Here is a 26,103-nt window from a genome sequence, read left to right as displayed (position 1 = left end):
TCCCACACCGCGAGACAGGTCCTGAAATGGCCGTAGAAAGCGTGTGCCCCGGGAGTCACGGAGGTGAGGCAGGGGGCCCAGCGGTCAGAACGGGTGTACGCCGACCGGGGTGGCCGGCAGCGGCCCGTAACCCTCCGCGATCCGCTGGTGGTAGGTCTCGCGGTCGATGACCTCCAGGCCGACGATCTCCCACGGCGGGAGCTTCGCGGTCTGGCGGTGCTCGCCCCACAGCCGCAGCGCGACCGCGGCGGCGTCGTGCAGGTCGCGGGCCTCCTCCCAGTAGCGGATCTCCGCGTGGTCGTTGGCGTACCGGCTGGTCAGCAGAAAGGGGTGGTCGTGGGCGAGCTGTTCCAGGCCGCGCCTGACCTCTTTGAGCGGGGCCTCGCCGCCCGAGACGCTCAGCGTGACGTGCCACAGCCGCGGCAGGTCCTGCGGCTCCTCCGCCTCGTACATGTCACCGGCGGCGACGCTGGTGAGCGCCCGCTCCTCGCCGGCCGCGCGCGAGCCGCCAAGACTGCGGGACGCCGCCGCCCCAGGGCGCACTCGTCTCACGACGGCCTCCTTCACGCAGTGGTCCGCTCGGACTTGTCGACTGATCGGACTGAGGGGGTCTCCCTGAGACAAAGTTGAGCAGGTGGGAAGGCGCCGCGTGGCACTTTTACCGAAGGTCCACCTCCGGGCAGGGGCTTTGTCCACCGTTCCCCACCCTTTTCGGCCGGGGCCCTGTTGACGGGCACGGCGCCGGGCGTACGCCGGTGGACGTCCGGTGAACACCGCTCCGGGCCGCTCCGGGCCCCCGCGGCCCCCTCCGGGCCGCCCCGCTCACGGATTCAGCAGCACCAGGTCGTCCCGGTGCACGACCTCACGTTCGTACGCGGGTCCCAGCTCGCGGGCGAGATCGTGCGTGGAGCGCCCGATCAGCTGCGGGATCTCCTTGGCGTCGAAGTTGACCAGTCCCCGCGCGACCGCCCGTCCCGCGCCGTCGCGCAGTTCGACGGGGTCACCGGCGGTGAAGTCGCCTTCGACGGCCGCGATGCCCGCGGGCAGCAGGGAGGTGCGCCGCTCGACGACCGCGCGCACGGCCCCGTCGTCCAGGACGAGGGCGCCGCGCGGGGTCGACGCGTGCTGCAGCCACAGCAGCCGGTCGGCGGAGCGGCGGCCGGTGGCGTGGAAGTACGTGCCGGTGTCCCGTCCGGCGAGGGCGTCGGTGGCGTGCACCGCGCTCGTCAGCACCACCGGGATACCGGCGGCGGCGGCGATCCGGGCCGCCTCGACCTTGGTGACCATGCCTCCGGTGCCGACGCCCGCCTTGCCCGTGCTGCCGATGTCGACGTGCGCGAGATCGGCCGGAGTGCGTACTTCCGCTATCCGCGACGTACCGGGTCTGCTGGGGTCGCCGTCGTACACGCCGTCCACGTCGGAGAGCAGGACGAGCAGGTCCGCGCGGACGAGATGGGCGACGAGGGCCGCGAGGCGGTCGTTGTCGCCGAAGCGGATCTCGTCCGTGGCGACGGTGTCGTTCTCGTTGACGACCGGCAGGGCGCCCATCGCGAGGAGCTTGTCGAGAGTGCGGGAGGCGTTGCGGTGGTGGGCGCGGCGGCTCATGTCGTCGGAGGTGAGCAGCACCTGGCCGACCCGGACGCCGTACCGGGCGAAGGAGGCGGTGTAGCGGGCGACGAGGAGGCCCTGGCCGACGCTGGCGGCGGCCTGCTGACGGGCCAGGTCCTTGGGGCGGCGGCGCAGGCCCAGCGGGGCGAGACCGGCGGCGATGGCGCCGGACGAGACGAGGACGACCTCGTGCTCGCCGCCGCCGCCGCCGCCGCGGCTCTTGGCGAGTACGTCGACGAGGGCGTCCACGCGGTCGGCGTCGAGGCCTCCGGCCGCGGTGGTCAGGGACGAGGAACCCACCTTGACGACGATCCTGCGGGCGTCCACGACGCCCTGCCTGCTTGCCGCCCGCCTAGCCGCTGACACGCTGCACCCCAATGTTCCCCACGTTCCCACGGCCCGACCCGCGACCTGTCCGGTTCGTGCAATCTACGGGACGGAGGGCGGTCGACGCCCCCGTGTTTCGAGGGGCGGACGCGGGGAGGCGGGCCATCGGGGGCGCGCGCGGAGGGCGGGAAGGGAGTGTCACAGCTTCTCGTCGTTTTAAACCCAAATCCGGTGATAGTTCTCACGCAAGATTGCTAGGCGACCCGCAGAAGTCATACGGTCAGGGATCGGCCTCTCCCGTACGAGCTTCAGGGAGGTACGGCGAGGCCCGCCCTCCACGCCTCCCCCCATCCGCCGCACCCCTCGCAGGAGCCCATTCCGTGCCCTCCGCCGGACTCGCCACCCGCCGCATCGTGCAGCTCTCCGCGCTGCTCGCGATGTTCGCGCTCTTCACGGCTCAGATCGTCTCCGCTCTGCTGCCGAACGTCCCGGTGTTCGTCGCCGCGAGCGCCGCCGGCCTCGCCCTCGACGTGTTCCTTCAGTACCGGGATCCCGGTCTGCTCTCGCTGCTCGGCAAGGTCCGCTTCGACGCCACGGTCCGGCAACTGCTGCGCGACATGATCATCCTGGTGGGGCTCCTGCGGATCGACGGCATCAGCCCGACGCGCGAGCAGGCGCCGCTGATGGTCGGGCTGTGCGTCTTCTACGCCCTGCACTTCGCCTGCCAGGCCGCCGCCGTCATGGTCCGCCGCACCCGTACGCTGCCGATCGTCACCCGCAACATCGACGCGTCCGCGCTGCGCCTGACCACCGCGCCGCCGCGCATCCTGGCCCGGCGCCCCGGTCACCGGCTGCTCACCTTCTCCGTCCCGACCACGATCGGCCTGATGGTCACCGCGGCCACCGAGGACGCCCTGTGGGGCGCCATCGGCCTCGGCGTGGCCCTCGTGCTGATCGGCGGCGGCACGGCGTACCTCGCCACCTGGCTGCTGCCGAGGAAGCGCGCCCTGAGCGAGCAGAAGGTCATGGAGTGGCTGGACGCGTGGCTGGCCGACTACCGGCCGACGGTCGCCATGTACTTCTCCGGCGGCACGACCTCCGCGTACCAGGCGAACATGTGGCTCTCCACGGTCTCCGCGGTCGACGCGAAGCCGCTGATCGTGCTGCGCGAGCGGTTCATGGTGCAGAAGATCGACGCCACCGACGTGCCGGTGATCTGCTTCCCGAAGGTGTCGACGATGTTCTCGCTGGAGAACTCGACGCTGAAGATGATGCTGCACCCGGCGAACGCGGCGAAGACCTCGCAGGTCCTGCGCATCCCCACGGTCAAGCACGCCTTCATCAACCACGGCGAGAGCGACAAGCTCTCCTCCTGCAACCCCTACGCGAAGGCGTACGACGAGGTGTGGGTGGCCGGGCCCGCGGCCCGCGAGCGGTACGCGCTGGCCGAGGTCGGCGTCGAGGACAAGGACATCGTGGAGGTCGGCCGCCCGCAGCTCGCGCCGATCCGCCCCTACTCGGGGGCGCCGACGGGCGCGTTCACGACCGTGCTGTACGCCCCCACGTGGGAGGGCTGGGACGGCAACCCCGGCAACACGTCCGTGGTCCTGGCCGGCGAGAACATCGTCCGCCGGCTCCTGGCCGACGACGGCGTACGCCTCCTCTACAAGCCGCACCCGATGACCGGTTCCGTCGATCTGCGCGCGGGCGCCGCGAACGAGCGCATCAAGACGATGATCCGCGAGGCCGCCGCGCTGCGCTCGGGCACCCGCCCCGAGGCCGGTGCCGCTGCCGAACTGGCGCGTCGTACGGCCGAGTTGGACAAACTGACGTCCACCGACTTCCGCAACAGCGCCGACGAGATGGAGCGGATGCTGCTCCAGGGCGCGCCCGGGGGCGACCGCGAGGCCGCCATCGCCGAGGCCACGCTGGCCTGGGAGAAGGCGTACTGGGCGTCCTTCCCGGAGTGGGAGCACCAGATCATCACGGACGCGCGGCCGGGTATCTTCGCGTGCTTCAACCAGGCGGACCTGCTGGTCAGCGATGTCTCGTCGGTCGTCTCCGACTGGCTGTCGAGCGAGAAGCCGTACGCGGTGGCGAACACGTCGGGGATGACCGAGGCGGCGTTCCGCACGGGATTCCCGACGGTGTCGGCGGGTGTCGTCCTGTCCCCCGGCGCGGAGGGTGTGCCCGCGCTCCTGGAGTCGGTGCGCCGCCCCGAGAAGGACCAGTTCACGGCGGCCCGTGCCGCGCTGAAGGAGCACCTGCTCGGTCCGTCCGACCCGCCGTCGATGGCCCGCTTCAACGGAGCGATCGACGACCTGTGCACGAAGGCCGACGAGCGGCGGGTACGGATGGAGTCGCGACTCGCGGCCGAGATCCCCTCACCGCGGTCCACGTCGGAGGACGCGGCGGAGGAGGTCTCACCGGACGCGAGCGAGGCGGAGGACTCCGTCAACGCGTAACGCTTGCGCGCGCTTACTGAACAAAGGCGTGGGGCCCGGAGATCATTCCGGGCCCCACGCCTTTGTGTGGGTTCGGCAGCGTGTCGGGGCGCGAGCCGGTGAAGACCGATCGCGCGGTTTCCGCTGCGTCTAGTCGATGATCTCCACCGTTGTGGTGGCTCTGCCGGGTGCGTGCGTGTCGTCGCCTGCGTAGGTGACGACATACTCGACGTATCTCATGTAGTCGAGCGGGAGGTCGGTGAAGAGGAAGCTGCCGTCCGGCTCGACGTCCACCGTTGCGATGGGCTCGTTGAACCGCGTGACGGTGACTACTTTGCCCTGCGGAAACGGCAGCAGGCTGGTGAGGTTGCCGCTAACCGTCACAGGCTGACCGTGCGGGCGGGTCTCGGGGGCAGTGAGGGCGATGTCGCTGTTCGCCTTGTGCACGTCGGTGATGATGTCGAGGATGACCTCGCCCGAGTGCGGGAAACGAGTGCCGAACAGGCGGCTGCCGTCCGGTGCCCAGGCCACTCCCCGGCGCAGCAGGTCCATGGAGCCGTTCGGCAGCGCGATGGTGCGGAACGGCGTGACCTCACCTGGCCGGTAGATGAAGATGTCCCAGCCGCTGGAAGCGTCCAAACCTACAGCCACGGTGCCGTTCTGGGCGATCGAAACGGCATTGGGATAGGCCCCCGTATCGTATGGGGCCTCCTCTGCCAGATCCGACAGCGCCCATCGCTGGTGGTAGTAGGTGCCACCTCTCGCGGTGATGACGCTGCGACCGTCCGGCGTGACCGCCAGGTCATTGACAGAGCCCACGGCCTCTGTGTAAGCGATCTCCTCAGCGGAGCCGGACTCCACGTCGTACACCCGCATCCCCAACGAACCCTCGCTGTCCGCGGCGACCAGCCGGTCGGGCGCGCCCGGTGACGAGGCGAGCCGGGGCTTCGCGTACCACACCGGATCATCGTCCAGTTCGACCGCCGGAGTGGCCTCGGCGACGGTGACGGACCCGATACCGCCGTAGACGACGGTCGCCTGGTACGAGAACCACAGCCGCCCGCCGACCAGGGCGAGATTCTCCGGTTCGGTGTCCGTGCCAGTGGGGAAGCGTCGGGTCTCGATGAGGGTGGTCGTGTCGATCTCCGCGATCGCGTCGGCGTCGGGCAGAGCAACGTACAGACGGGACTCGTCGGCCGCGAGCGTCATACCGCGGGCTCCGTCGAGTCCTTCGACTGTCTTGATCACCTCTCCGTCGTGGTCTGTGGCCACCACGGCGCCCTGACCGGGAGCGGAGACGTAGACGTGTCGACTGTCGGCGAGAGTCTGCCAGTGTGAGGTCACCGGGAGCACGACGCTGTCCAGAGCCTGAGCAGGGCCGGGGGCAGCGAGCAGGGTCACCGACGCGGCAAGAGTGGCAAGTGCCGTTCCCGCCGCGAATCTTCGTATACGCAAGTGCGTGATCTCCCCTTGATACGCGTCGACCACTCCGTGTGATCGAGAGGCTTACCCTAGGGCGCGGCGCTGACAACGACCCGCGATTTTCCCGGCGTTGCGGAGATACGGATACGGCACGGCTGCCGCGTTCTGGTCAGAATGGGGCGCGAGGAACTGCGCGGCCACACCCACCGGCCCGCGGCCAAAAACCACCGCACCCCCACCCACCCCAGGGGCGCGGGGAACGGCGCGACTAGCCCCCACCGGGCCGCACGGAACGCACAACCCCCAGGGGCGCGGGGAACGGCGCACCCAGCCCCACCGAGCCGCACCGTACGCACACCCCCGGCCCGGCGGGCCAAGACCTTAGAACGGGTTGAAGTCGTCGTACTCCTGGTCCGCCTCGTCCCGCTCCGCCTGCTTGTCCCGACGCCGCTGCGAAGCCGGCCGAGGCGCGTCGAAACGGTGGTCCTCACCACGGCGCCCGAGCATCTCCGCCCCCGCCATCACCGTCGGCTCCCAGTCGAAGACGACCGCGTTCTCCTCGGGCCCGATGGCCACGCCGTCACCCGTACGGGCACCCGCCTTCATCAGCGAGGTCTCGATGCCGAGGCGGGCGAGCCGGTCGGCCAGGTACCCGACGGCCTCGTCGTTGCTGAAGTCGGTCTGCCGGACCCACCGCTCCGGCTTCTCGCCGCGCACGCGGTACAGCCCGTCGTCCTCCCGCACCACGGTGAAGCCCGCGTCGTCGACCGCCTTCGGCCGGATGACGATCCGCGTCGCCTCCTCCTTCGGCTTCGCCGCACGCGCCTGCCCGACCAGCTCGGCCAGCGCGAAGGAGAGCTCCTTGAGACCCATGTGGGCGACCGCCGAGATCGCGAAGACCTGGTAGCCGCGCGCCTCCAGGTCGGGGCGCACCATCTCGGCCAGGTCCTTGCCGTCGGGCACGTCGATCTTGTTGAGGACGACGAGGCGCGGCCGGTTGCCCAGCCCGCCGTACTGGTTCAGCTCCTCCTCGATGATGTCGAGGTCGGAGACGGGGTCGCGGTCCGACTCCAGGGTCGCCGTGTCCAGCACGTGGACCAGCACCTCGCAGCGCTCCACGTGCCGCAGGAATTCGAGCCCGAGGCCCTTGCCCTGGCTGGCACCGGGGATCAGTCCCGGCACGTCGGCGATCGTGTAGACCGTCGAGCCGGCCGTCACCACGCCGAGGTTGGGGACGAGGGTCGTGAAGGGGTAGTCGGCGATCTTCGGCTTGGCCGCCGACAGCACCGAGATCAGCGAGGACTTGCCCGCGCTCGGGTAGCCGACCAGCGCCACGTCCGCGACCGTCTTCAGCTCCAGGACGATGTCCTGCATACCGCCGGGAACACCCAGCAGGGCGAAGCCGGGCGCCTTGCGGCGGGCCGAGGACAGTGCCGCGTTGCCGAGGCCGCCCCTGCCGCCCTCGGCGGCCACGTAGGTCGTGCCCTGGCCCACCAGGTCCGCGAGGACGTTCCCGTCCTTGTCCTGGATGACGGTGCCGTCCGGCACGGGCAGAATCAGGTCCTGGCCGTCCTTGCCGGAGCGGTTGCCGCCCTCGCCGGGCCGACCGCTGGTGGCCTTGCGGTGCGGGGAGTGGTGGTAGTCGAGGAGCGTGGTGACGGACTGGTCGACGACCAGGATCACGTCACCGCCACGGCCGCCGTTGCCGCCGTCCGGGCCGCCGAGGGGCTTGAACTTCTCCCGGTGGACGGAGGCACAGCCGTGGCCTCCGCTACCCGCGGCGACGTGCAGCTCGACGCGGTCCACGAAGGTGGTCATGGGATGTGCCTCCAGTTACGTACGGAAAATCTCTCATCGATGAGCACCGCGCGGTCGTCGCCGCCCGATGATCACTACTCGGTGGGGAGGTCTGTCCGACAGAGCCCTCTCCACCAGTTAAAACACGCGAAAGGCGGACCCGCTTCCCGTACGGGAAGTGAGGTCCGCCTCGCGAAAGATCCGGTCAGGCGACCGGAACGATGTTCACGACCTTGCGGCCGCGGTGCGTGCCGAACTCGACCGCACCGGCGGCCAGCGCGAACAGCGTGTCGTCCTTGCCACGGCCGACGCTCACGCCGGGGTGGAAGTGGGTGCCACGCTGGCGGACCAGGATCTCACCGGCGTTGACGGTCTGACCGCCGAAGCGCTTCACACCGAGCCGCTGAGCATTGGAGTCGCGACCGTTCCGGGTGGACGATGCGCCCTTCTTGTGTGCCATCTCTCCTCAGTCCCTTACTTCGCAGCCGCGGGGATCTCAGTGACCTTGATCGCCGTGTACTGCTGGCGGTGGCCCTGACGACGGCGGTAGCCGGTCTTGTTCTTGTAGCGAAGGATGTCGATCTTCACACCCTTGTGGTGATCCACGATCTCGGCCTGGACCTTGATGCCGGCCAGGACCCACGGGTCGCTGGTGACGGCGTCGCCGTCCACAACGAGCAGGGTCGAGAGCTCGACCGTGTCGCCGACCTTGGCAGTGGAAATCTTGTCAACCTCAACGATGTCGCCGACAGCAACCTTGTGCTGGCGACCACCGCTGCGCACGATGGCGTACACGCGGATCTCTCTCTCACTCGAAATCGGAATCCCCGCAGTCCAGCCGCCAGAAGAGCGAAGGAGGCAGCCTCTCCCGGGGCGCGAGCCACCAGGAGGAAGAGGTTTACGGGAATGCGGTGCGTCAAGAAACACACCGAGGGTCAAGGTTACGGGGCCCCGACCTGGGGGTCAAACCGGGCCCCGACCACCCCCTGACCAGGCAACCTACGTGGGTTCGCCGTCCGCCGGCAGCGGCTTCACGCCCTTGCACAGATCCGTGGTGTCCGCGGTGCCCGGGTAGGCGACCTTGGTCACCCGGTCGAAGTGGACCTTGTACATGTCGTGCACGGCGTCGTCGTCGACCTTCACGATCGACTCGTCGTTCTCGCGCAGCGCGGGGCCTGTGTAGTTGCCGGAGCCGGTGAAGCTGACCTTGTTCTTCACGCCGTCGTACATGCCGTCCACCAGGATGTACTTGGAGTGGATGATGTACGGCGTGACCAGCTTCTTGCCGGGGTTCAGCGGGTCCCGGTCGTCGTTGTAGCAGCGTACGGTCGGCCCCCCGGTGGTGTGCAGCTTCTCCCAGGTGCCCTTGATGCCGCCGCTGCTCTTGGCGCTGTCCGACTCCGCGTAGACGATGCTCACGGAGCAGCCCGCCTTCTTCAGGTCGACCAGTTTCTCCGCGATGGCCAGCCGCGTGATCTTGAAGATCGCCACCCGGACCTTGGTCGACTGCGTGACGCCCGCGGTGTCCTTGTACTTACAGGTGACGTTGTTGAGGATCGAGTACACCGAGTCGGTGGCCCGTGTGTTGCCCGCCCGCGGGAAGAAGTACGCCTTGTAGAGGCCGTTGCTCACCGTGCGGTAGTTCCAGGACTCCCAGTCCTGCGCGACCATCGTGTCGAAGTAGTCCGCGTACGCGTCGTACATCGTCGGGTTGTTCGGCAGCAGCAGCGCGTCGTTGAAGAAGCGCGTGTGCGCGGAGGGCGTGGAGTTCGAGGTGGTCTCGACGACCACGTTCGTGGCGCCCTTGACCGCCGAGAACAGCCAGAACTTGTTGTGCATGATCGACTGCCCGAACTTGGGGTCGCCGAGACACGACTTGTTCTCCGGACACGTCGAGACGTACGAGCCCTTCGTGCGGTCCGTGCCGAGCCCCGAGGCGAGCGTCCCGTAGGCGGTGTTCGTCGGGCGGTCGCTGATGCTGGACTCGTCGAGCAGCACCTGCACCTGCACACCGCGGTTCTTGGCGGCGACGAGCGCGTCGACGACGCCGGCCTCCCAGACGTGGTAGACCGCGACCTTGATCGTGGAGCCGGGCAGCGCGGAGTTCGTCAGCTCGATCAGCCGGGCGCGGATCGCGTACTGCTGGTCGGTGGTGCCGAGCGGGTCGTTGAAGATCGGCCCCTCGGTCCACGTCGGGTTGTCGACGGCCTGCGCCGTCCCCGCCGTCGTACCGGCCTGGATCCCCGCCGCGGACAGGACGGTCGCCAGCGCGAGCGCCTGACGGCTTCCCCTGACCGGTTTCACAGCGCGGTGCCGCCCCGTGCCCTGCAGGCGCACGCGCGCCATGAGATCCCCTCCCCTGACACGTGTGAGCGCCCTCCCCGACGCACACCCGTGTATGTGTAATCAATGACCGCCCGAGTTTTACAGGTGAGGGATCACGCGCCAAGGGGCGGGGGGTGAATGTGATGTCCGTGATGCTTCCCAAACCATGTCACGGTACGTCAAACCGGGCCCCCGGAACGACAGTTCGGGTGACCGAGCGGATCGTACGGGTGACGACGGCGCCCCCCGGCCGGCGAGGTGATCGCCGGTCGGGGGGCGCCGTACCGAGGCTCGCGCCCCGGCCGTTGTCCCGCTCCGTCAGTCCTCGTCGGTGGAGGCCGTGACGGTGGACGGCGTCTGCTGCTCAGCCGCCGCGGTCTTCTTGGACGTCGACTTCGCGGCCGTCTTGGCGGTCTTCGTCGCCTTCTTGGCCGTGGTCTTCTTGGCGGCCGTCTTCTTGGCCGCCGTCGTCGTCTTCTTGGCGGCGGCCTTCTTCGCGGGCGCCTTCTTGGCCGCCTTGCGGGCCGTCTTCTTGGCCGGCGCGCCGGTCTCCTCGCCGTCCGCGCCGGACGACTCCGCGGGAGCCTCGGCCGGCGCCTCGGCCTGCGCCGGGGCTTCCTGCTGCGCCGCCGGAACGACCGTGACAGCGGTCTCGGCGGACGAGGTCGGCGCGGTGGCCTTGCGGACCGCACGACGCCTCGGACGGGCCGGGGCGGCGCTCTCGGCGACGGGCTGCTCCTCCGCGGGGGCGGCCTGCTCCACGGGCTCGGCGGGCGCGGCGACCGGCTCGGTGACCGTCACCACGGCCTCCTCGGCCGCCGTGGGCGAACCGGCGGGCGCGGACACCTTGCGGGTCGCCCGACGGCGCGTACGGCCCTTGGGGGCCGCGTCGTCGACGGCCGGGGCCTCGGTGGCGGCCGTGGCCTCGACCACCGGGTCCTCGGCGGCGACGGGCGCCGTCTGCGCGACCTCGGCCGGCTCCTGCCGGACCGGACGCGCGATCTCCTCCTCCGGCGTCACCGACTGCGCGGTCGGAACCTCGTCCCGGCGCTCGGCCTGCTCGGCCCGCTCCGCGCGCTCGGCCCGCTCGGACCTGCGGGACTCGGACCTCGGCGCACCCACCGGGGCCGACGCCCGCCGGCCCGACCGGCGACGCGAACGCCCACCACGGGTGGCCGCGGCCTCCGCCTCGGCGGCACTGCTGTACAGGTCCTCGTCCGGTACGAACTCGGGCTCGGGAAGCGCGACGGGCTCGGCGGCCTCCGCGGCGACCTCGGCGGCCGTCTCGTCCGGCTCGGCAACCTCGGCCGTCTCCGTCTCGTACGTGTGCTCGTGGTCGTGGGTCTGCTCGGCGCCGCCGCGACCGCGCTTCTTGCGCTTGCCGCCGCCTCCGGCGGAGGTCGGCTGCTCCATGTGCACGATCACGCCGCGGCCGTTGCAGTGGACGCAGGTCTCCGAGAACGACTCCAGCAGGCCCTGGCCGACCCGCTTGCGGGTCATCTGGACGAGGCCCAGCGAGGTGACCTCGGCCACCTGGTGCTTCGTACGGTCGCGGCCCAGGCACTCCAGGAGGCGCCTGAGCACCAGGTCCCGGTTGGACTCAAGGACCATGTCGATGAAGTCGATGACGACGATGCCGCCGAGGTCGCGCAGCCGCAGCTGGCGCACGATCTCCTCGGCCGCCTCCAGGTTGTTCCTGGTGACCGTCTCTTCGAGGTTGCCGCCCTGACCGGTGAACTTGCCGGTGTTGACGTCGATGACGATCATCGCTTCGGTCTTGTCGATGACCAGCGAACCACCGCTGGGCAGCCAGACCTTGCGGTCCAGCGCCTTGGCGAGCTGCTCGTCGATCCGGTACGTCGCGAAGACGTCGACCTCGGAGGTCCACCGCGACAGGCGGGTCGCCAGGTCGGGCGCCACATGGGCGACGTAACCGTGGATGGTGTCCCATGCCTCGTCGCCGCTGACGATGACCTTGGAGAAGTCCTCGTTGAAGATGTCGCGGACGACGCGGACGGTCATGTCCGGCTCGCCGTACAGCAGGGTCGGGGCGTTGCCGCTCTTCGCCTTCTTCTCGATGTCCTCCCACTGCGCCTGCAGCCGCTCGACGTCACGGCGCAGCTCGTCCTCGCTCGCGCCCTCGGCGGCGGTGCGCACGATGACGCCCGCGTCCTCGGGGACGATCTTCTTGAGGATGGTCTTCAGCCGGGCGCGCTCGGTGTCGGGCAGCTTGCGGCTGATGCCGGTCATGGAGCCCTCGGGCACGTAGACCAGGTAGCGGCCGGGCAGCGAGACCTGGCTGGTGAGGCGGGCGCCCTTGTGGCCGATCGGGTCCTTGGTGACCTGCACGAGGACCGACTGGCCGGACTTCAGGGCGCTCTCGATGCGGCGGGGGCCGTTGGCCATGCCCAGCGCCTCGAAGTTGACCTCACCGGCGTACAGGACCGCGTTGCGGCCCTTGCCGATGTCGATGAAGGCGGCCTCCATCGACGGCAGCACGTTCTGGACCTTGCCCAGGTAGACGTTGCCGACGTACGACGTCGACTGCTCCTTGTTGACGTAGTGCTCCACGAGCACGTCGTCCTCAAGGACGCCGATCTGCGTACGCTCGCCGCTCTGGCGGACGACCATCACGCGCTCGACGGCCTCACGGCGGGCCAGGAACTCGGCCTCGGTGATGATCGGGACGCGGCGGCGGCCCTGCTCGCGCCCTTCACGGCGGCGCTGCTTCTTGGCCTCCAGGCGGGTCGAGCCCTTGATGGACTGGACCTCGTCGCTCGGGTGCTCGTCCTTCTTGCGGGGCTCGCGGACCTTGACGACCGTGCGCTCGGGGTCGCTGTCGCCGGACTCGGCCTCGCCGGAGGAGTCACCGGCGCGACGGCGACGGCGCCGCCTGCGACGGCTGCTGCTGGAGCCGCCGGCGTCGTCGTGGTCGTCGTCCGCGTCGGCGGAGTCCTCCTCGGCCTGCGCGGCGGTGTCCTCGGTGTCGTCGGAGGTCCGGGCGGCCTGCTCGCCGCGCTCGCCCCGCTCGTTCTGCTCTCCCGCGAAGTCGTCGTCCGCGTCGGCCGACTCGCCCCGGCGGCGGCGACGGCCACCGCGGCGGCGACGGCGGCGCGAACCGGTCTCCTCGCTGTCGTCACCGTCGACGGCGTCCTCGGCGGACTCCTCCTCGACGGGCTCCTCGTCGGCCGGTTCCTCGGCCTCGGGGGCACGCTCCACCGGGGCGCGCTCGGCGGGGGCGGCGGGCTCCTCGGCCTTGCCACGGCGGCGGCGACGGCGCGGACCGCCCGTCTCCTCCTCGGCGGCGGCCACGGGGGCGGCGGCCTGCGGCTGGACCGGCTCCACGACCTCCTCCGCCTCTTCGGCGGCCTCGGCCGCGGCGGCGGCAGCGGCGCGCTCCGGCGTCTGGAACATCGGCTCGGTGAAGACCGGCGCCTGGAAGACGGCGACGGCGGGGCGCGCGGGGCGCCGGGCCGAACCCTCCTCGGCGGTCTTGCGGGCCGCGGGCGCGGAGAAGCCTCCGGCGGCCTTGCGGGTGGCCCGGCGACGGGCGCGGCGCGGGGTGGCGTCGTCGGCGTCGGCGGAGGTCTCGGTCTCGGCGGACCGGTCGTTCTTGGCAGCGGCCACGGGGGCCTCCCTGCGCTCGTCGCGAGCAACGGCCTCGGCGGGCTCGGTCGCGGTGGGGGTCTCGGCGTGCTCCGGCTTCTGCCGGGCGGTACGACGAGTGGGCTCGGCGGCGGCCTCGACGGGCGCCTGCTCGGGCGTCCCGCTCTCCGCCTCCGCCTGCGGCGCACCGGCGGGCGCGGTGGCGCGGCGGGTCGCACGACGGCGCGCACGCGGGGCGGGCGCAGCGTCGGCCTCGACGGCCGAAGTCTCTTCCGCGGCCGGAGTCTCCTCGGCGACCGGAGCGGCAGCCGGGGCCTCGACGGTCTCAGCGGCCACGGACGTCTCAGCGGCTACGACCGTCTCAGCGGCCTCAGCCGCCTGCGGCGCACCCGTGGGCGCGGTCGCCCGACGCGTCGCACGACGGCGCGCACGCGGGGCGGGCGCCGCGTCGGCCTCGACGGCCGAAGTCTCTTCCGCGGCCGGAGTCTCCTCGGCGACCGGAGCGGCAGCCGGGGCCTCGACGGTCTCAGCGGTCACGGACGTCTCAGCGGCTACGACCGTCTCAGCGGCCTCAGCCGCCTGCGGCGCACCCGTGGGCGCGGTCGCCCGACGCGTCGCACGACGGCGCGCACGCGGGGCGGGCGCCGCGTCGGCGTCAGCCTCGGTCTCGGCCTCGGCGGGCACCTCGGGCGCCGCCGTGACGGCCGGCGCGGCGGTCTCGGCACTTGCGGTTTCGGCGGCCTGCGGGGCTCCCGCCGGGGCGGACGCCCGACGGGTGGCACGACGGCGCGCGCGGGGGGCGGGCGCGGCCTCGTCGGCCGCTGCCTCCGCCGGTTCGTCCGTGGTGGCCGCGGGCGTCTTCGCCGCGGCCCTCTTCCTGGGAGCGGCGGTCACGGCCGCCTCTTCGCTCTCCTGCGCCTCGTCCGTCGCGAGGTCCGCGGAGGTCACAGCCGGTATGGCCGGCGCCGTGGTCTCCGCCACGGCCGTGCCCTCGGCGTTCGCCGACGGCGGGCCGGCGGGGCGCGAGGCGGCACGACGGCGCCGGCGTGGCGGCAGCGTGTCGCTCGGGGTGCTGTTGTCGGAGCCCGTGGAAGGCTCGGTGGGGTCGGTCGGCTCAAGCATGCGGGTGGATCTCCCGTCAGGCTCCCGGGCGCCGCGGATCCGGTGACGTCCGCGGCTCGCGCGTTGCGCGGTGCCGCCGTCCGGGGCGCGGGCGCCGCACGGGAGCTCTCTGTGTCCTGTCTCGCCGGTTCCGTATGCCATGAGTGCGTACGGCCTGGCGAAAGTCTTCTGGTCGGTGCGCTGCCCGAACCAGGTGGCTCCCGGATACGAGGGCGGCGCTTCGACGTACGTCCCTGCGCGGGACCTTCCTTACGCCAGCGCCTTCGCGGCGGCGGCTGCGCTGTCCCCGGACGTTCCCGGAGAAGGTGCTGCTGCCTCGCGGTCGGGCGCGAGCGGGTCGGTCACCGTGCCGGTCTCTTCATCGAAAAGCCCCTGCGCCAGCCTGGTCACCGCTGCGGGGACCGGCGGCGCCAGGTCGGCCACAGCTCGGAGACCGGACAGGACGTCGTCAGGTCGAACGGCAGGCGTCACGTGCCGAACAACCAGCCGCAGTATCGCACAGGCCTGGTCGGTCGGCCTATCAGCCTGTGGACCGTGTGCCGTCGGCTGTGCACTGTGCGCCTCCAGACTCGCGACGGGGCCGCGGGCGTCGAAGGTGCGCATGCCGTTCTTCGCCTTGCGCTGCACCTCGACGGTCTCGGCCGCCGTGAAGGCGTCGACCGCGCGCAGCGCGTCCTCGTGGGACACGCCGTCGAGGCGCATCTCCCACACGGACGCGGTGAGCCGGTCGGCGAGACCCGACGTACGGGCCTCCACGGCGTCGATGATGTCGAGCCCCTCGGGCATCGACTCGTCGAGGAGTGCGCGCAGCTTTTCGGGATCGCGCGCGTCGGTGAGCGCGATCTCCAGATATTCCGCCTCACTGCCCGTGCCGGTGGGTGCGGCATTGGCGTACGACACCTTCGGGTGCGGCGTGAACCCCGCCGAGTACGCCATGGGCACCTCGGCTCGGCGCAACGCGCGCTCGAAGGCACGCTGGAAGTCACGGTGGCTGGTGAACCGGAGGCGGCCGCGCTTGGTGTAGCGCAGTCGGATGCGCTGCACCGCGGGTGCGGGCGGCGGGCCTTCGGGCTGTCGCTTGCCCAGTGTCGTTCAGTCCTTCGTGAGTGCGGTCGTACTACTACCTAGAGTACGTGTGTCGGCGCCCGTGCGTTCCCCTCGGGAGGGGCCGGGCGCGCTCTACAGGGGCCCGCCGGGCTTGACCAGGCGCACCGGTTCCGGCTCGGCACGGGGTCCGGCCAGGGGTACGGGCTCGGGTTCGCGCGGTGCGCCGAACAGCGCGCGCCGGATGTCGGCCCTGGTCTGCCGTGCCGTCTCCCGGGCGCTCGCCAGGGCCTGCCGGGTGACGCGCCCCACGCTCCGCGCTGCCTCCGCCGCGGGCTTCCAGAAGACGTCCCGCACGAAGTGCCCCATCGGAGTGAACACACTGCGGTACGCCCACCGCACCGGCTCGACGAAGATCCACCGGAAGAGTCGTCCCAGGAAGCGGCCGACGGCGAGGGACACGTATCCGGCGACGCGCCACGCGTGTCCCAGTGCCTCGCCGATCTCCCGCGCGATGACGGCGACGGCTCGTCCGACCGGTGCGAGGACCCAGCGCCACAGGGCGACGGCGGGTACGACGAGGATCCACCGCAGGAGGGTCCCGACGACCTTGCCGAGCCAGACCACCACGGCCCACAGCCCGAGGCCGACCCATGTCATGCCGGCCCACAGTCCCCTGCCGACCCATGTCACGGCGGCCCACAGCCCCCCGCCGACCCATGTGATGCCCGCCCACACCCCCCGGGAGACCCATACAACTCCCGCCCACAGCCCCCGCGAGACCCACACCACCCCGAACCACAGCCCCGCGGCGACCCACGCGACACCCCGCCCGGTCGGCGCGAGCAGGGCGCGGTACAGCCAGCCCGCCGGAGTGAGCACCGCCGTCCGCCAGAGCCAGGCGCAGCCGGCCCCGAAGCCCCGAAGCGCCCACACGACGCCGTGGCCGAGCGGCGTCAGCAGCCGCTCGTACAGCCACCGGGCGGGGACGACCAGCAGTACGTGCCCGAGCCAGGCCAGTGCCCGGCCCACCGGCACGGCCACGTAACGCCACAGGCCCACCCACGGCCAGACGAACACCAGCAGGCACAGCCACTTCAGCGCGTACCCGATGCCGCTGAACACCCACGCGAGGACGGTCGCGAAGCCGTCGAGCAGCCACCTGAGGCCCCGGCCGACCGGCGCGAGCACCCACATGAGCGCGCGGCCGAGCGGCCGCAGCAGCGTGTCGCTGAGAAGCCGGCCGCACACGACGAGCGCGTCCCAGGCCATCCGTACGGGCACGATCAGCACGAACACCACGATCCGCACCGGGATGCGGACGGCGACGGCGAGACACCCCTCAGGAGCGGCGTCCCGCTGCCGCGCGGGCATCACGGGCGGCGCGGGCTGCGGTGACTTCTCCAGGTCCATACCCACACGGACGCGTCGACCGCCCGTATGGATGCACGAACGGTCCGGGAACGACACTTTCCTCCGCGCCCGCCCCGAACCGTCCGTCCCATCGTGGAACCCGCAGCCCGCAGCCCGCAGCCCGCACCAGAACAGTCTCAAGCCTGTCGTCGCGACAGGAGCAGCCTTCGTCGCTCCACGTCGATTTCCATGACCATGACCGAGACCCGGTCGCTGACCTGTACGACCTCGTCCGGAGTCTCCACCGGTGCCGACGCGAGCTCGCTCAGATGAACCAGCCCCTCGATCCCGTCGGCGACCTGGACGAAGGCTCCGAACGGGACCAGCTTGGTCACCCGGCCACGCAGGGTCGCGCCCACCTCGGTGCCATTGGCGAACGTGGCGAAGGGATCCGGCTGCAGCGCCCGCAGGGACAGCCGCGCCTCTCCGTTCCACGTGTCGAACTGCAGGAACTCGCACGACACATGCTGTCCGACCTCGACGATCTCCGAGGCTTCCTCGAAGCGGCGCCAGGACAGCTCGGGAAACGTGATGAAGCCGACCCCGGGGAAGACCGGGTGCGGAGGGCCGTCGTCGAGGGCGACGAACACGCCGAAGCTCTCGATCGCCGCGACCGTACCGGTCAGGATCTCGCCGAGTCGAAGGTCCTTGAGGAACTTCCAGAGTTCCCGTTCCCCGGTGGCCGCCGTCGACAACCGGACCTTGCCCTCATCGAGATCAACCGCGATCACCTCAGCGGTGATCCGCTGCCCGACCTCCACGCCCTCGGCCGAACGCCGGGCCCAGGGACCGTCCAGCGGCCCGACCACTCCCAAGGGGTCCCCAGGAAAGCCGTCCAGGATCACCGACGTCCCGGATCGAGCAGCCCCCGCGACCGTGCCACTGCGGAGATCACCGACACGAACCGTCGCCAGAAACCTCCGGACAGCGTCGACCGGCATGTCCCCCATGCCGGCCAGACTCTCATGAGGACCTCGCGCCGGACCCACTCCACCTCGGAATAAGCAGCCGTCGAACCTGCAGGACGTACGTCAGTGGCTGTGCCCCCCGGCCGCGGCAGGCGCGGCGTTCTTGACCGTCAGTGGCAGCAGCTTCTTGCCGGTCGGGCCGACCTGGATGTCGAGGTCCAGTTGCGGGCACACGCCGCAGTCGAAGCAGGGCGTCCAGCGGCAGTCGTCGACCTCGGTCTCGTCGAGCGCGTCCTGCCAGTCCTGCCAGAGCCATTCCTTGTCGAGGCCCGAGTCGAGGTGGTCCCAGGGCAGGACCTCCTCGTAGGTGCGCTCGCGGGTGGTGTACCAGTCGACGTCCACACCGAAGGCGGGGAGCGTCTTGTCGGCGCACCGCATCCAGCGGTCGTACGAGAAGTACTCGCGCCAGCCGTCGAAGCGGCCGCCGTCCTCGTAGACGGCGCGGATGACGGAGCCGATGCGGCGGTCGCCGCGGGAGAGCAGGCCCTCGACGATGCCGGGCTTGCCGTCGTGGTAGCGGAAGCCGATGGAGCGGCCGTACTTCTTGTCGCCGCGGATCCGGTCGCGGAGCTTGCCGAGACGTGTGTCCGTCTCCTCGGCCGACAGCTGCGGGGCCCACTGGAACGGCGTGTGGGGCTTGGGGACGAAACCTCCGATGGACACCGTGCAGCGGATGTCGTTCTGGCCGGAGACCTTGCGGCCCTCGGCGATCACGTTCATCGCCATGTCCGCGATCTGCAGGACGTCCTCGTCGGTCTCGGTGGGCAGGCCGCACATGAAGTACAGCTTCACCTGGCGCCAGCCGTTGCCGTACGCCGTCGAGACGGTCCGGATCAGGTCCTCCTCCGAGACCATCTTGTTGATGACCTTGCGCATGCGCTCGGAGCCGCCCTCGGGGGCGAAGGTCAGACCGGAGCGGCGGCCGTTGCGGGTCAGCTCGTTGGCCAGGTCGACATTGAACGCGTCGACGCGGGTCGAGGGCAGGGAGAGCCCGACCTTGTCCTCCTCGTACCGGTCCGCCAGACCCTTCGCGATGTCGCCGATCTCCGAGTGGTCCGCCGAGGACAGCGAGAGCAGGCCCACCTCCTCGAAGCCCGTCGCCTTGAGGCCCTTGTCGACCATCTCGCCGATGCCCGTGATGGAGCGCTCACGGACCGGGCGGGTGATCATGCCCGCCTGGCAGAAGCGGCAGCCGCGGGTGCAGCCGCGGAAGATCTCCACCGACATGCGCTCGTGGACGGTCTCGGCGAGCGGCACGAGGGGCTGCTTCGGGTACGGCCACTCGTCCAGGTCCATGACCGTGTGCTTGGACACGCGCCACGGGACGCCCGACTTGTTGGGGACCATGCGGCCGATACGGCCGTCGGGGAGGTACTCGACGTCGTAGAACGCCGGGATGTACACGCCGCCGGTCCTCGCGAGGCGGAACAGGACCTCCTCGCGCCCGCCGGGCCGTCCCTCCGCCTTCCAGACGCGGATGATCTCGGTCATGTCGAGCACGGCCTGCTCGCCGTCGCCGATGATCGCCGCGTCGATGAAGTCGGCGATCGGCTCGGGGTTGAACGCCGCGTGGCCACCGGCCAGCACGATCGGGTCGTCGAGACCGCGGTCCTTCGACTCCAGCGGGATGCCCGCGAGGTCGAGCGCGGTCAGCATGTTCGTGTAGCCCAGCTCCGTGGAGAAGCTCAGCCCGAACACGTCGAAGGCCTTCACCGGGCGGTGGGCGTCCACCGTGAACTGCGGGACGCCGTGCTCGCGCATCAGCTCCTCAAGGTCCGGCCAGACGCTGTAGGTGCGCTCGGCGAGGACGCCCTCGCGCTCGTTCAGGACCTCGTAGAGGATCATGACGCCCTGGTTGGGCAGTCCGACCTCGTACGCGTCCGGGTACATCAGCGCCCAGCGGACGTCGCAGTCCTCCCAGGGCTTGACCGTGGAGTTGAGCTCTCCACCGACGTACTGGATCGGCTTCTGCACATGCGGGAGCAGAGCTTCGAGCTGTGGAAAGACCGACACAGCGGTTTCGGCAGACATCTCGCGAACCTTTGTGAGCGACAGGGGGATGACTTTCAAGCGTAACGTGCTTGCGGGCCCGCCCTGTCCGGCCGTCCGAGCGCTCCACCGGACGGGCCGCGGCGGGACGTCGACCGTCTGCGGGCTCGTCGTGGCTGGTCGCGCAGTTCCCCGCGCCCCTTCGGGGCGCCGCCTCGGCCCCTAGATGCTCGTCCCGTTCCTGATCGTGCTCCATGCCTCCGGCAGAGCGGCCTCCACCGACTCCGCGACGCGCTCCTCGTGGCCGTACAGGACCCCGTACGTGAAGGCGTTCTCGGCTGCCCCGTGGGCCTGGGTCGCCAGGTCCCGCAGGGCGAGCCTCGCCATCACGCTGTCCTGGTGCTCGCCGAGCAGGCCCTGGAGGGACTTCATGTCGCCCACCAGGCTCTTCGCGGGTTTCCCGAGGACGGGGGCGGCGAGCTCGGCCGCGTAACGCGTGCGCTTGGTCTTCTTGCGGGCCTCGTGGATCGCGAGGTCGCGGCCCTCCCCCGGCGGCAGGTCGACGGCCTGCCCGACCAGGCCGGACAGCTTGTCGAAGTCCTTGCGCACGGCCTTCGTGACCGCCTTCCCTGTGGTGTCCGCGGCGGCCCCACGCAGCGGCGGGGTGGCGAGCAGCGCGTCGAGGGAGACGAGGAGGTTCAGATAGCGGCCGCCGTCGAGGACCGCGATCAGTCGGCGCCGGGAGCCGGAGCGGCGGGCGTGCGCCCAGGTGCGCAGCCGGCCGCGGACGGGCCCGGCGAGCAGGGCGCGCGGCAGTTCACCGAGGGCCGCCGTCAGCCGCTCGGTGAGGACCTCCTGGTCGCGGTCGACGCCCAGCTCCCCCGCGAGCCACTTCAGTTCGTCGCGGATCGGGTCGGTGACGCCCCGGTCCAGGACGTTGCCGTACGAGCGGAACGTGCTGCGGAGCCTGCGGGTGGCGACCCGCATGCTGTGCACGGCGTCGAAGACGTCCCGGCGGACGGCGGGGTCCAGTTCGACGATGGCGTCGCGCTGGGCGCGGACGTAGGCGAGGACGTGGTCGCCGGCGGTGACGGGTGCCGCCGCCACGACGGGTTCCCTGCGCGCCTTGCGGCCCGTCTCACCCAGCGCCCTGACCAGCTTGGACGCTGACTTGGAGCGGGTGACGCCGGCCTTACGCAGCTTCTTCTCGACCTTGTCCAGGAAGGCGGGGTCGCCGTCGTCCGCCAGCTCGACCTCGATCTCGGTCCATCGGGTGGTGCCGTCGCCGCCGCTGAGCCGCTCGGCCCGTACGCGGTCGACGCTGACCTCGGCGAGCAGGCCCCCGGACTCGTCGACGAGGTGGCGGACGTCCCGGGCGGACAGCAGCCGGACGACGGGGACCAGTTCGGCGTCGCGCACCCGGGAGCGGACGAGTCCGGCGAGGGCGCGGGGCAGGGTGTCGGACAGCGGAGCGCGGATCTCGTCCCGTACGCCCTCGGAGACGGGGAGTTTCAGATGCCAGCCCGCGTCGTCACCGCCGGTGCGGCGGCGCAGGGTGAGGGACGCGGCGGCGAGGCGCTGGTCGGCCGTGTCGTAGTAGGTGGCGTCGAGTTCGGCGACGCCCTTGTCGATGACGGCCGAGACGCCCGGCACCCGCGTCAGATCCGGCAGTCCCGACAGTCCGGCATTCTCATCGGCTTCGTACTTACGCTCGATCTCACGCTTGGTGTCCGCCATGACCTGAATTTAGTTGCAGCACCCCATTCCCCGTAAGGGGCAGGTGCCCCGCAAGGGCCGCCCCCGTAAGGGGCAGGTGCCCCGCAAGGGGCGCGGGGAACTGCGCGGCCGGCCACGACGAACCGGCACCCGAAAATCCACCGCCCCCTCGGGGCAACGCCAAACCCAGTGGAACGACTACGCCGACATGGGCCGCTGCACCCGGATCGACTGCAACAACCCCACCGCCACCCACACCGCGAACATCGACGACCCTCCGTACGACACGAAGGGCAACGGCAGCCCCGCCACCGGCATGATCCCGAGCGTCATCCCGACGTTCTCGAACGCCTGGAACGCGAACCACGCGATGATCCCCGCGGCCACGATCGTCCCGTACAGCTCCGTCGTCTCGCGGGCGATCCGGCAGGCGCGCCACAGGACGACGCCCAGCAGGACCAGGATGAGCCCGGCGCCGACGAAGCCCAGCTCCTCCCCCGCGACCGTGAAGACGAAGTCGGTCTGCTGCTCGGGCACGAACTGCCCGGTGGTCTGCGAGCCCTTGCCGAGGCCGGTGCCGAACAGCCCGCCGGAGCCGATCGCGATGCGCGCCTGGTTGGTGTTGTAGCCGACACCCGCCGGGTCCAGCGCGGGGTTGGCGAACGCGGCGAAGCGGGCGATCTGGTAGTCGTCGAGGATCTTGAGCTGCCAGACCGCGATGGCCCCGAGCGCGCCGGCCCCGATCAGACCGAAGATCCAGCGGTTGGAGGCGCCGGAGGCGAGCAGCACACCGAGCACGATGATGACCATGACCATGACCGACCCGAGGTCGGGCATGAGCAGGACGATCAGTATCGGTACGACGGCCAGGCCGAGCGCCTGGACGACCGTGCGGTGGTCGGGATGCGGTTTGTCGCCCGCGTCGACGCGGGCCGCGAGCAGCATCGCCATGCCCAGGATGATCGTGATCTTCACGAACTCGGAGGGCTGGAGCGAGAAGCCGCCGCCGATGACGATCCACGCGTGGGCGCCGTTGATGGTCGCGCCGAGCGGGGTCAGCACCAGCAGGACCAGGAACACGGAGATCCCGTACAGGATCGGTACGGCCGTGCGCAGGGTGCGGTGGCCGAGCCAGACCGTGCCGATCATCAGGCCGAAGCCGATGCCCGTGTTGAGCAGATGCCGGAACAGGAAGTAGTACGGGTCGCCCTGGTTCAGCTCGGTGCGGTTGCGGGTCGCCGAGTAGACGAGGGCCGCGCCGATGAGGGAGAGCGCGATGGCCGCGAACAGTATCGGCCAGTCGAGCCTGCGGGCCAGCGAGTCACGGGCGAACACCCGGGTCCAACTGGCCCGCTCCGGACCGTATCCGGAGACGGAGAAGCCGTTCCCGCCGGTCATACGAGCGGCCTCCGCCTCTTCTTCGAGCGACGCGCGGAGCGCCTGCGGGTGTCCCGGTTGGTGCCGGTGTTCTGGTTGGGCACGGTGGCGGCCGGGTTGTCGCCCGCCACCTGCTGCTGCCCCTCCTCGGTGGCCTGCTCCTCCGCCTTGGGCGGGTACACCTCGGCCTTCGGGGAGTCGATCGATCCGTCCTTCTCGACCTTCGGCAGGTTCTTCTGCGGCGTGTAGAGCAGCGCCTTCTTCTTGTCGATCTTGCCGTCCTCGGAGACCCCGTACAGCGCGTTGTAGATCTTGCGCACGGCGGGGCCCGAGGCGCCGGAACCCGTACCACCCTGGGAGATGGTCATGATGACCGTGTAGTCCTTGGTGTACGTGGCGAACCACGAGGTCGTCTGCTTGCCGTAGACCTCGGCCGTACCCGTCTTGGCGTGCATCGGGATCTCGTCCTGCGGCCAGCCGCCGAACCGCCAGGCGGCCGTACCGCGGGTCGCGACTCCCGCGAGGGCACCGTCTATCTCGTCGCGCGTCTTCTTCGTCATCGGCAGCTTGCCGTGCGACTTCGGCTCGATCTCCTGGACGCTCTTGCCGTCAGGGCTGACGATCGCCTTGCCGACGGTCGGGTCGTACAGCGTGCCGCCGTTGGAGATGGCCCCGTAGATCGTCGCCATCTGTATCGGCGTGACGAGGGTGTCGCCCTGGCCGATCGAGTAGTTGACGGAGTCACCGGCGCGCATCCGGTTGCCTTCGAGGCAGTTCTCGTACGCGATCTGCTGCGCGTACGAGCCGCCCTTCTTGCCGTACTTGCACCAGGCGTCCTTGTTGGCCTTCCAGTAGTCCGACTTCCACTTGCGGTCGGGGACTCGGCCGGTGACCTCGTTCGGCAGGTCGATGCCGGTCTCCTTGCCGAGGCCGAACTGGTGGGCCGTCTTGTAGAACCAGTCCTTGGCGTTCTTCTTCGGCTTGATGCCGCCGTCCTTCTTCCACTCCTGGTGGGAGAGGCTGTAGAAGACGGTGTCGCAGGAGACCTCCAGGGCGCGGCCGAGGCTGATCGGGCCGTACCCCTTGGACTCGAAGTTCTTGAAGACCTGACCGCCGATGGAGTACGAGGCGGCGCACTGGTAGGGGCCGTTGAAGGAGTAGCCGGCGTTTATGGCGGCGGCGGTCGGGACGACCTTGAAGATCGAGCCGGGCGCCGACTGGCCCTGGATCGCGCGGTTCAGGAGCGGGTAGTTGGAGTCCTTGCCGGTGAGCGCCGTGTAGTCCTTGCCGGAGATCCCGCCGACCCAGGCGTTCGGGTCGTAGGACGGGTTGGACGCCATGGACACGACCCGGCCGGTCTTGGCCTCCATGACGACGACCGCGCCGGAGTCGGCCTTGTAGTTCTCACCGGTGTTCTTGTCGAACTCGGTACGGGCGACCTTCATCGCCTCGTTCAGCTCGTACTCGGCGACGCGCTGGACGCGGGAGTCGATGCTGGTGACGACGTTCGCGCCGGGCTGGGCCTCGTCGCTCTCGGCCTGGCCGATGACCCGGCCGAGGTTGTCGACCTCGTAGCGGGTGACGCCGGCCTTGCCGCGCAGCTGCTTGTCGTACTGGCGCTCCAGGCCGGAGCGGCCGACCTGGTCGGAGCGCAGATACGGCGAGTCGGTGTCCTCGGCCTTGGTGATCTCCTCGTCGGTGACGGGCGAGAGATAGCCGAGGACCTGGGCGGTGTTGGCCTTGCCGGGGGCGGCGTAGCGGCGCACGGCCTGCGGCTCCGCGGTGATGCCGGGGAAGTCCTCGGCGCGCTCGCGGATCTGCAGGGCCTGCTTGGGCGTGGCCTCGTCGGTGATGGGGATCGGCTGGTAGGGCGAGCCGTTCCAGCACGGCTGGGGCGTCTTCGCGTCGCACAGCCGGACCTTGTCCCGGACGTCCGCGGCCTTCAGGCCGAGGACGTCGGCGAGCTTGGCGAGGACGGCGTCCCCGTCGTCCTTCATCTTCAGCAGGTCGGTCCGGGACGCGGAGACCACGAGCCGGGTCTCGTTGTCGGCGATCGGCACTCCGCGGGCGTCCAGGATCGAGCCGCGCACGGCGGGGCTGACGACCTGCTGGACGTGGTTGCCGGACGCCTCCTTGGCGTACTCGTCGCCGTTGCGGATCTGGAGGTACCAGAGGCGTCCGCCGAGGGTGCCGAGGAGGGACAGCACGAGGATCTGGATGACGATGAGCCGGATCTGGACCCGGGGGGTCCGGCCGGTCTCGGGAATGTTGGTCACAGTCGCTTGACCCCCTTGATGCGTCCCGCCCTGGCCATCCGTGCCTTGGCGGCCTTCACTCTCAGTCCGCCGCGCTGACTGCCGATGCGCAGGCCGGTGCCGGAGCTGATCCAGCCCGCGGCGACGTCGGTCGACTTGCCGGAGCCGCCGGTGTCGGCGAGCGGATCGTTCTCGGCGCGGCGGGCCAGGGCCATGATGCCGGGGACCACGAACGGCGCGAGCAGCAGGTCGTACAGGGCGGCCGTGAAGAGCAGACCGCCGAGGCCCACGTGGCGGGCGGCGGTGTCGCCGACGAGGGCGCCCACTCCCGCGTACAGGAGCGTGGAGCCGATCGAGGCGGCCACCACGACGGCCATGGGGCCGGTGGCGGACTTGAGCTGGCCGTTGTCGGGCTTGGCGAGTCCGGCGAGGTAGCCGATGACGCACAGCACGAGGGCGTAGCGGCCGGCGGCGTGGTCGGCGGGCGGGGCCAGGTCGGCGAGCAGGCCCGCGCCGAAGCCGACGAGGGCGCCGCCGACGTGGCCGTAGACGAGGGCGAGGCCGAGGACGGTGAGGAGCAGGAGGTCCGGTACGGCGCCGGGCAGGTGCAGCCGGGCCAGGACGCTGACCTGGATCACCAGGGCGACGATCACCAGCGTGGCGGAGAGCAGCATTCGGTTGAAGCGCATG

17 protein-coding genes are annotated in these 26,103 nt (G+C 70.7%); 1 reads left to right on the top strand and 16 read right to left on the bottom strand.

Features of this window, described 5'->3' with window-relative positions; translation table 11 throughout:
- Positions 1-84: 84 nt before the first annotated feature.
- Entirely contained in the window at positions 85-543 is a 459-nt protein-coding gene (locus J8N05_RS12785) for a hypothetical protein (RefSeq protein ID WP_210890155.1), read from the bottom strand.
- Positions 544-822: 279 nt separating this feature from the next.
- Positions 823-1,935 (bottom strand): glutamate 5-kinase, encoded by a 1,113-nt coding sequence (proB, locus tag J8N05_RS12780; protein ID WP_407699901.1) that lies wholly within the window; start codon positions 1,933-1,935, stop codon positions 823-825.
- Between the two features lie 380 nt (positions 1,936-2,315).
- Between proB and J8N05_RS12775 the strand changes: the two genes are divergently transcribed.
- A complete protein-coding gene (locus tag J8N05_RS12775) occupies positions 2,316-4,400 on the top strand; it encodes a hypothetical protein (RefSeq protein WP_210882669.1) in 2,085 nt (694 codons plus the stop codon).
- A 129-nt stretch (positions 4,401-4,529) separates the two neighbouring features.
- Here J8N05_RS12775 and J8N05_RS12770 read toward each other — a convergent pair whose 3' ends face one another.
- The 14 genes from J8N05_RS12770 to mreD form a co-directional block, all read right to left on the bottom strand.
- Entirely contained in the window at positions 4,530-5,867 is a 1,338-nt protein-coding gene (locus tag J8N05_RS12770) for a hypothetical protein (RefSeq protein ID WP_247706253.1), read from the bottom strand.
- A gap of 315 nt (positions 5,868-6,182) precedes the next feature.
- On the bottom strand, positions 6,183-7,619 hold the full coding sequence (gene obgE, locus J8N05_RS12765; RefSeq protein WP_210882666.1) for a GTPase ObgE: 1,437 nt from the start codon (positions 7,617-7,619) through the stop codon (positions 6,183-6,185).
- A gap of 184 nt (positions 7,620-7,803) precedes the next feature.
- The gene (gene rpmA / locus J8N05_RS12760) at positions 7,804-8,058 is read right to left on the bottom strand and encodes a 50S ribosomal protein L27 (RefSeq protein ID WP_037618784.1); all 255 of its coding nucleotides are present in this window, start codon (positions 8,056-8,058) and stop codon (positions 7,804-7,806) included.
- A 14-nt stretch (positions 8,059-8,072) separates the two neighbouring features.
- Positions 8,073-8,393 carry a 50S ribosomal protein L21 gene (gene rplU / locus J8N05_RS12755; protein WP_006374708.1) on the bottom strand — a complete coding sequence of 107 codons (321 nt, stop codon included), beginning with the start codon at positions 8,391-8,393 and terminating at the stop codon, positions 8,073-8,075.
- 204 nt (positions 8,394-8,597) lie between these two features.
- The gene (locus J8N05_RS12750) at positions 8,598-9,944 is read right to left on the bottom strand and encodes a phospholipase D-like domain-containing protein (protein ID WP_210882664.1); all 1,347 of its coding nucleotides are present in this window, start codon (positions 9,942-9,944) and stop codon (positions 8,598-8,600) included.
- Positions 9,945-10,241: 297 nt separating this feature from the next.
- Positions 10,242-14,651 (bottom strand): Rne/Rng family ribonuclease, encoded by a 4,410-nt coding sequence (locus J8N05_RS12745; protein WP_210882662.1) that lies wholly within the window; start codon positions 14,649-14,651, stop codon positions 10,242-10,244.
- A 249-nt stretch (positions 14,652-14,900) separates the two neighbouring features.
- The gene (locus tag J8N05_RS12740) at positions 14,901-15,695 is read right to left on the bottom strand and encodes a TIGR03936 family radical SAM-associated protein (RefSeq protein ID WP_210882660.1); all 795 of its coding nucleotides are present in this window, start codon (positions 15,693-15,695) and stop codon (positions 14,901-14,903) included.
- A 135-nt stretch (positions 15,696-15,830) separates the two neighbouring features.
- Positions 15,831-17,108: a hypothetical protein gene (locus J8N05_RS12735; RefSeq protein WP_247706252.1), complete on the bottom strand. Its 1,278-nt coding sequence runs from the start codon at positions 17,106-17,108 to the stop codon at positions 15,831-15,833.
- A 137-nt stretch (positions 17,109-17,245) separates the two neighbouring features.
- Positions 17,246-17,917 (bottom strand): S1 RNA-binding domain-containing protein, encoded by a 672-nt coding sequence (locus tag J8N05_RS12730; RefSeq protein WP_308286973.1) that lies wholly within the window; start codon positions 17,915-17,917, stop codon positions 17,246-17,248.
- A 222-nt stretch (positions 17,918-18,139) separates the two neighbouring features.
- On the bottom strand, positions 18,140-20,107 hold the full coding sequence (locus tag J8N05_RS12725; protein ID WP_210882656.1) for a TIGR03960 family B12-binding radical SAM protein: 1,968 nt from the start codon (positions 20,105-20,107) through the stop codon (positions 18,140-18,142).
- A gap of 180 nt (positions 20,108-20,287) precedes the next feature.
- Positions 20,288-21,802, bottom strand: coding sequence for a CYTH and CHAD domain-containing protein (locus J8N05_RS12720; RefSeq protein WP_210882654.1), 1,515 nt, complete (start codon positions 21,800-21,802; stop codon positions 20,288-20,290).
- A gap of 177 nt (positions 21,803-21,979) precedes the next feature.
- On the bottom strand, positions 21,980-23,179 hold the full coding sequence (gene rodA, locus J8N05_RS12715) for a rod shape-determining protein RodA (protein ID WP_210882652.1): 1,200 nt from the start codon (positions 23,177-23,179) through the stop codon (positions 21,980-21,982).
- Complete coding sequence (mrdA, locus tag J8N05_RS12710; RefSeq protein ID WP_210882650.1) at positions 23,176-25,434, bottom strand: penicillin-binding protein 2; 2,259 nt, start codon at positions 25,432-25,434, stop codon at positions 23,176-23,178. Before mrdA ends, rodA begins: the two co-directional genes overlap by 4 nt.
- Positions 25,431-26,102, bottom strand: a complete 672-nt coding sequence (gene mreD / locus J8N05_RS12705; RefSeq protein WP_210882648.1) for a rod shape-determining protein MreD — start codon at positions 26,100-26,102, stop codon at positions 25,431-25,433. Before mreD ends, mrdA begins: the two co-directional genes overlap by 4 nt.
- Position 26,103 lies beyond the last annotated feature (1 nt).

Origin of the sequence: Streptomyces liliiviolaceus, assembly GCF_018070025.1 — a bacterium.
Classification (GTDB): Bacteria; Actinomycetota; Actinomycetes; order Streptomycetales; family Streptomycetaceae; genus Streptomyces; species Streptomyces liliiviolaceus.
Note: the sequence above shows the minus strand (reverse complement) of the source record. Positions and strands in the feature narration are given on the sequence as shown.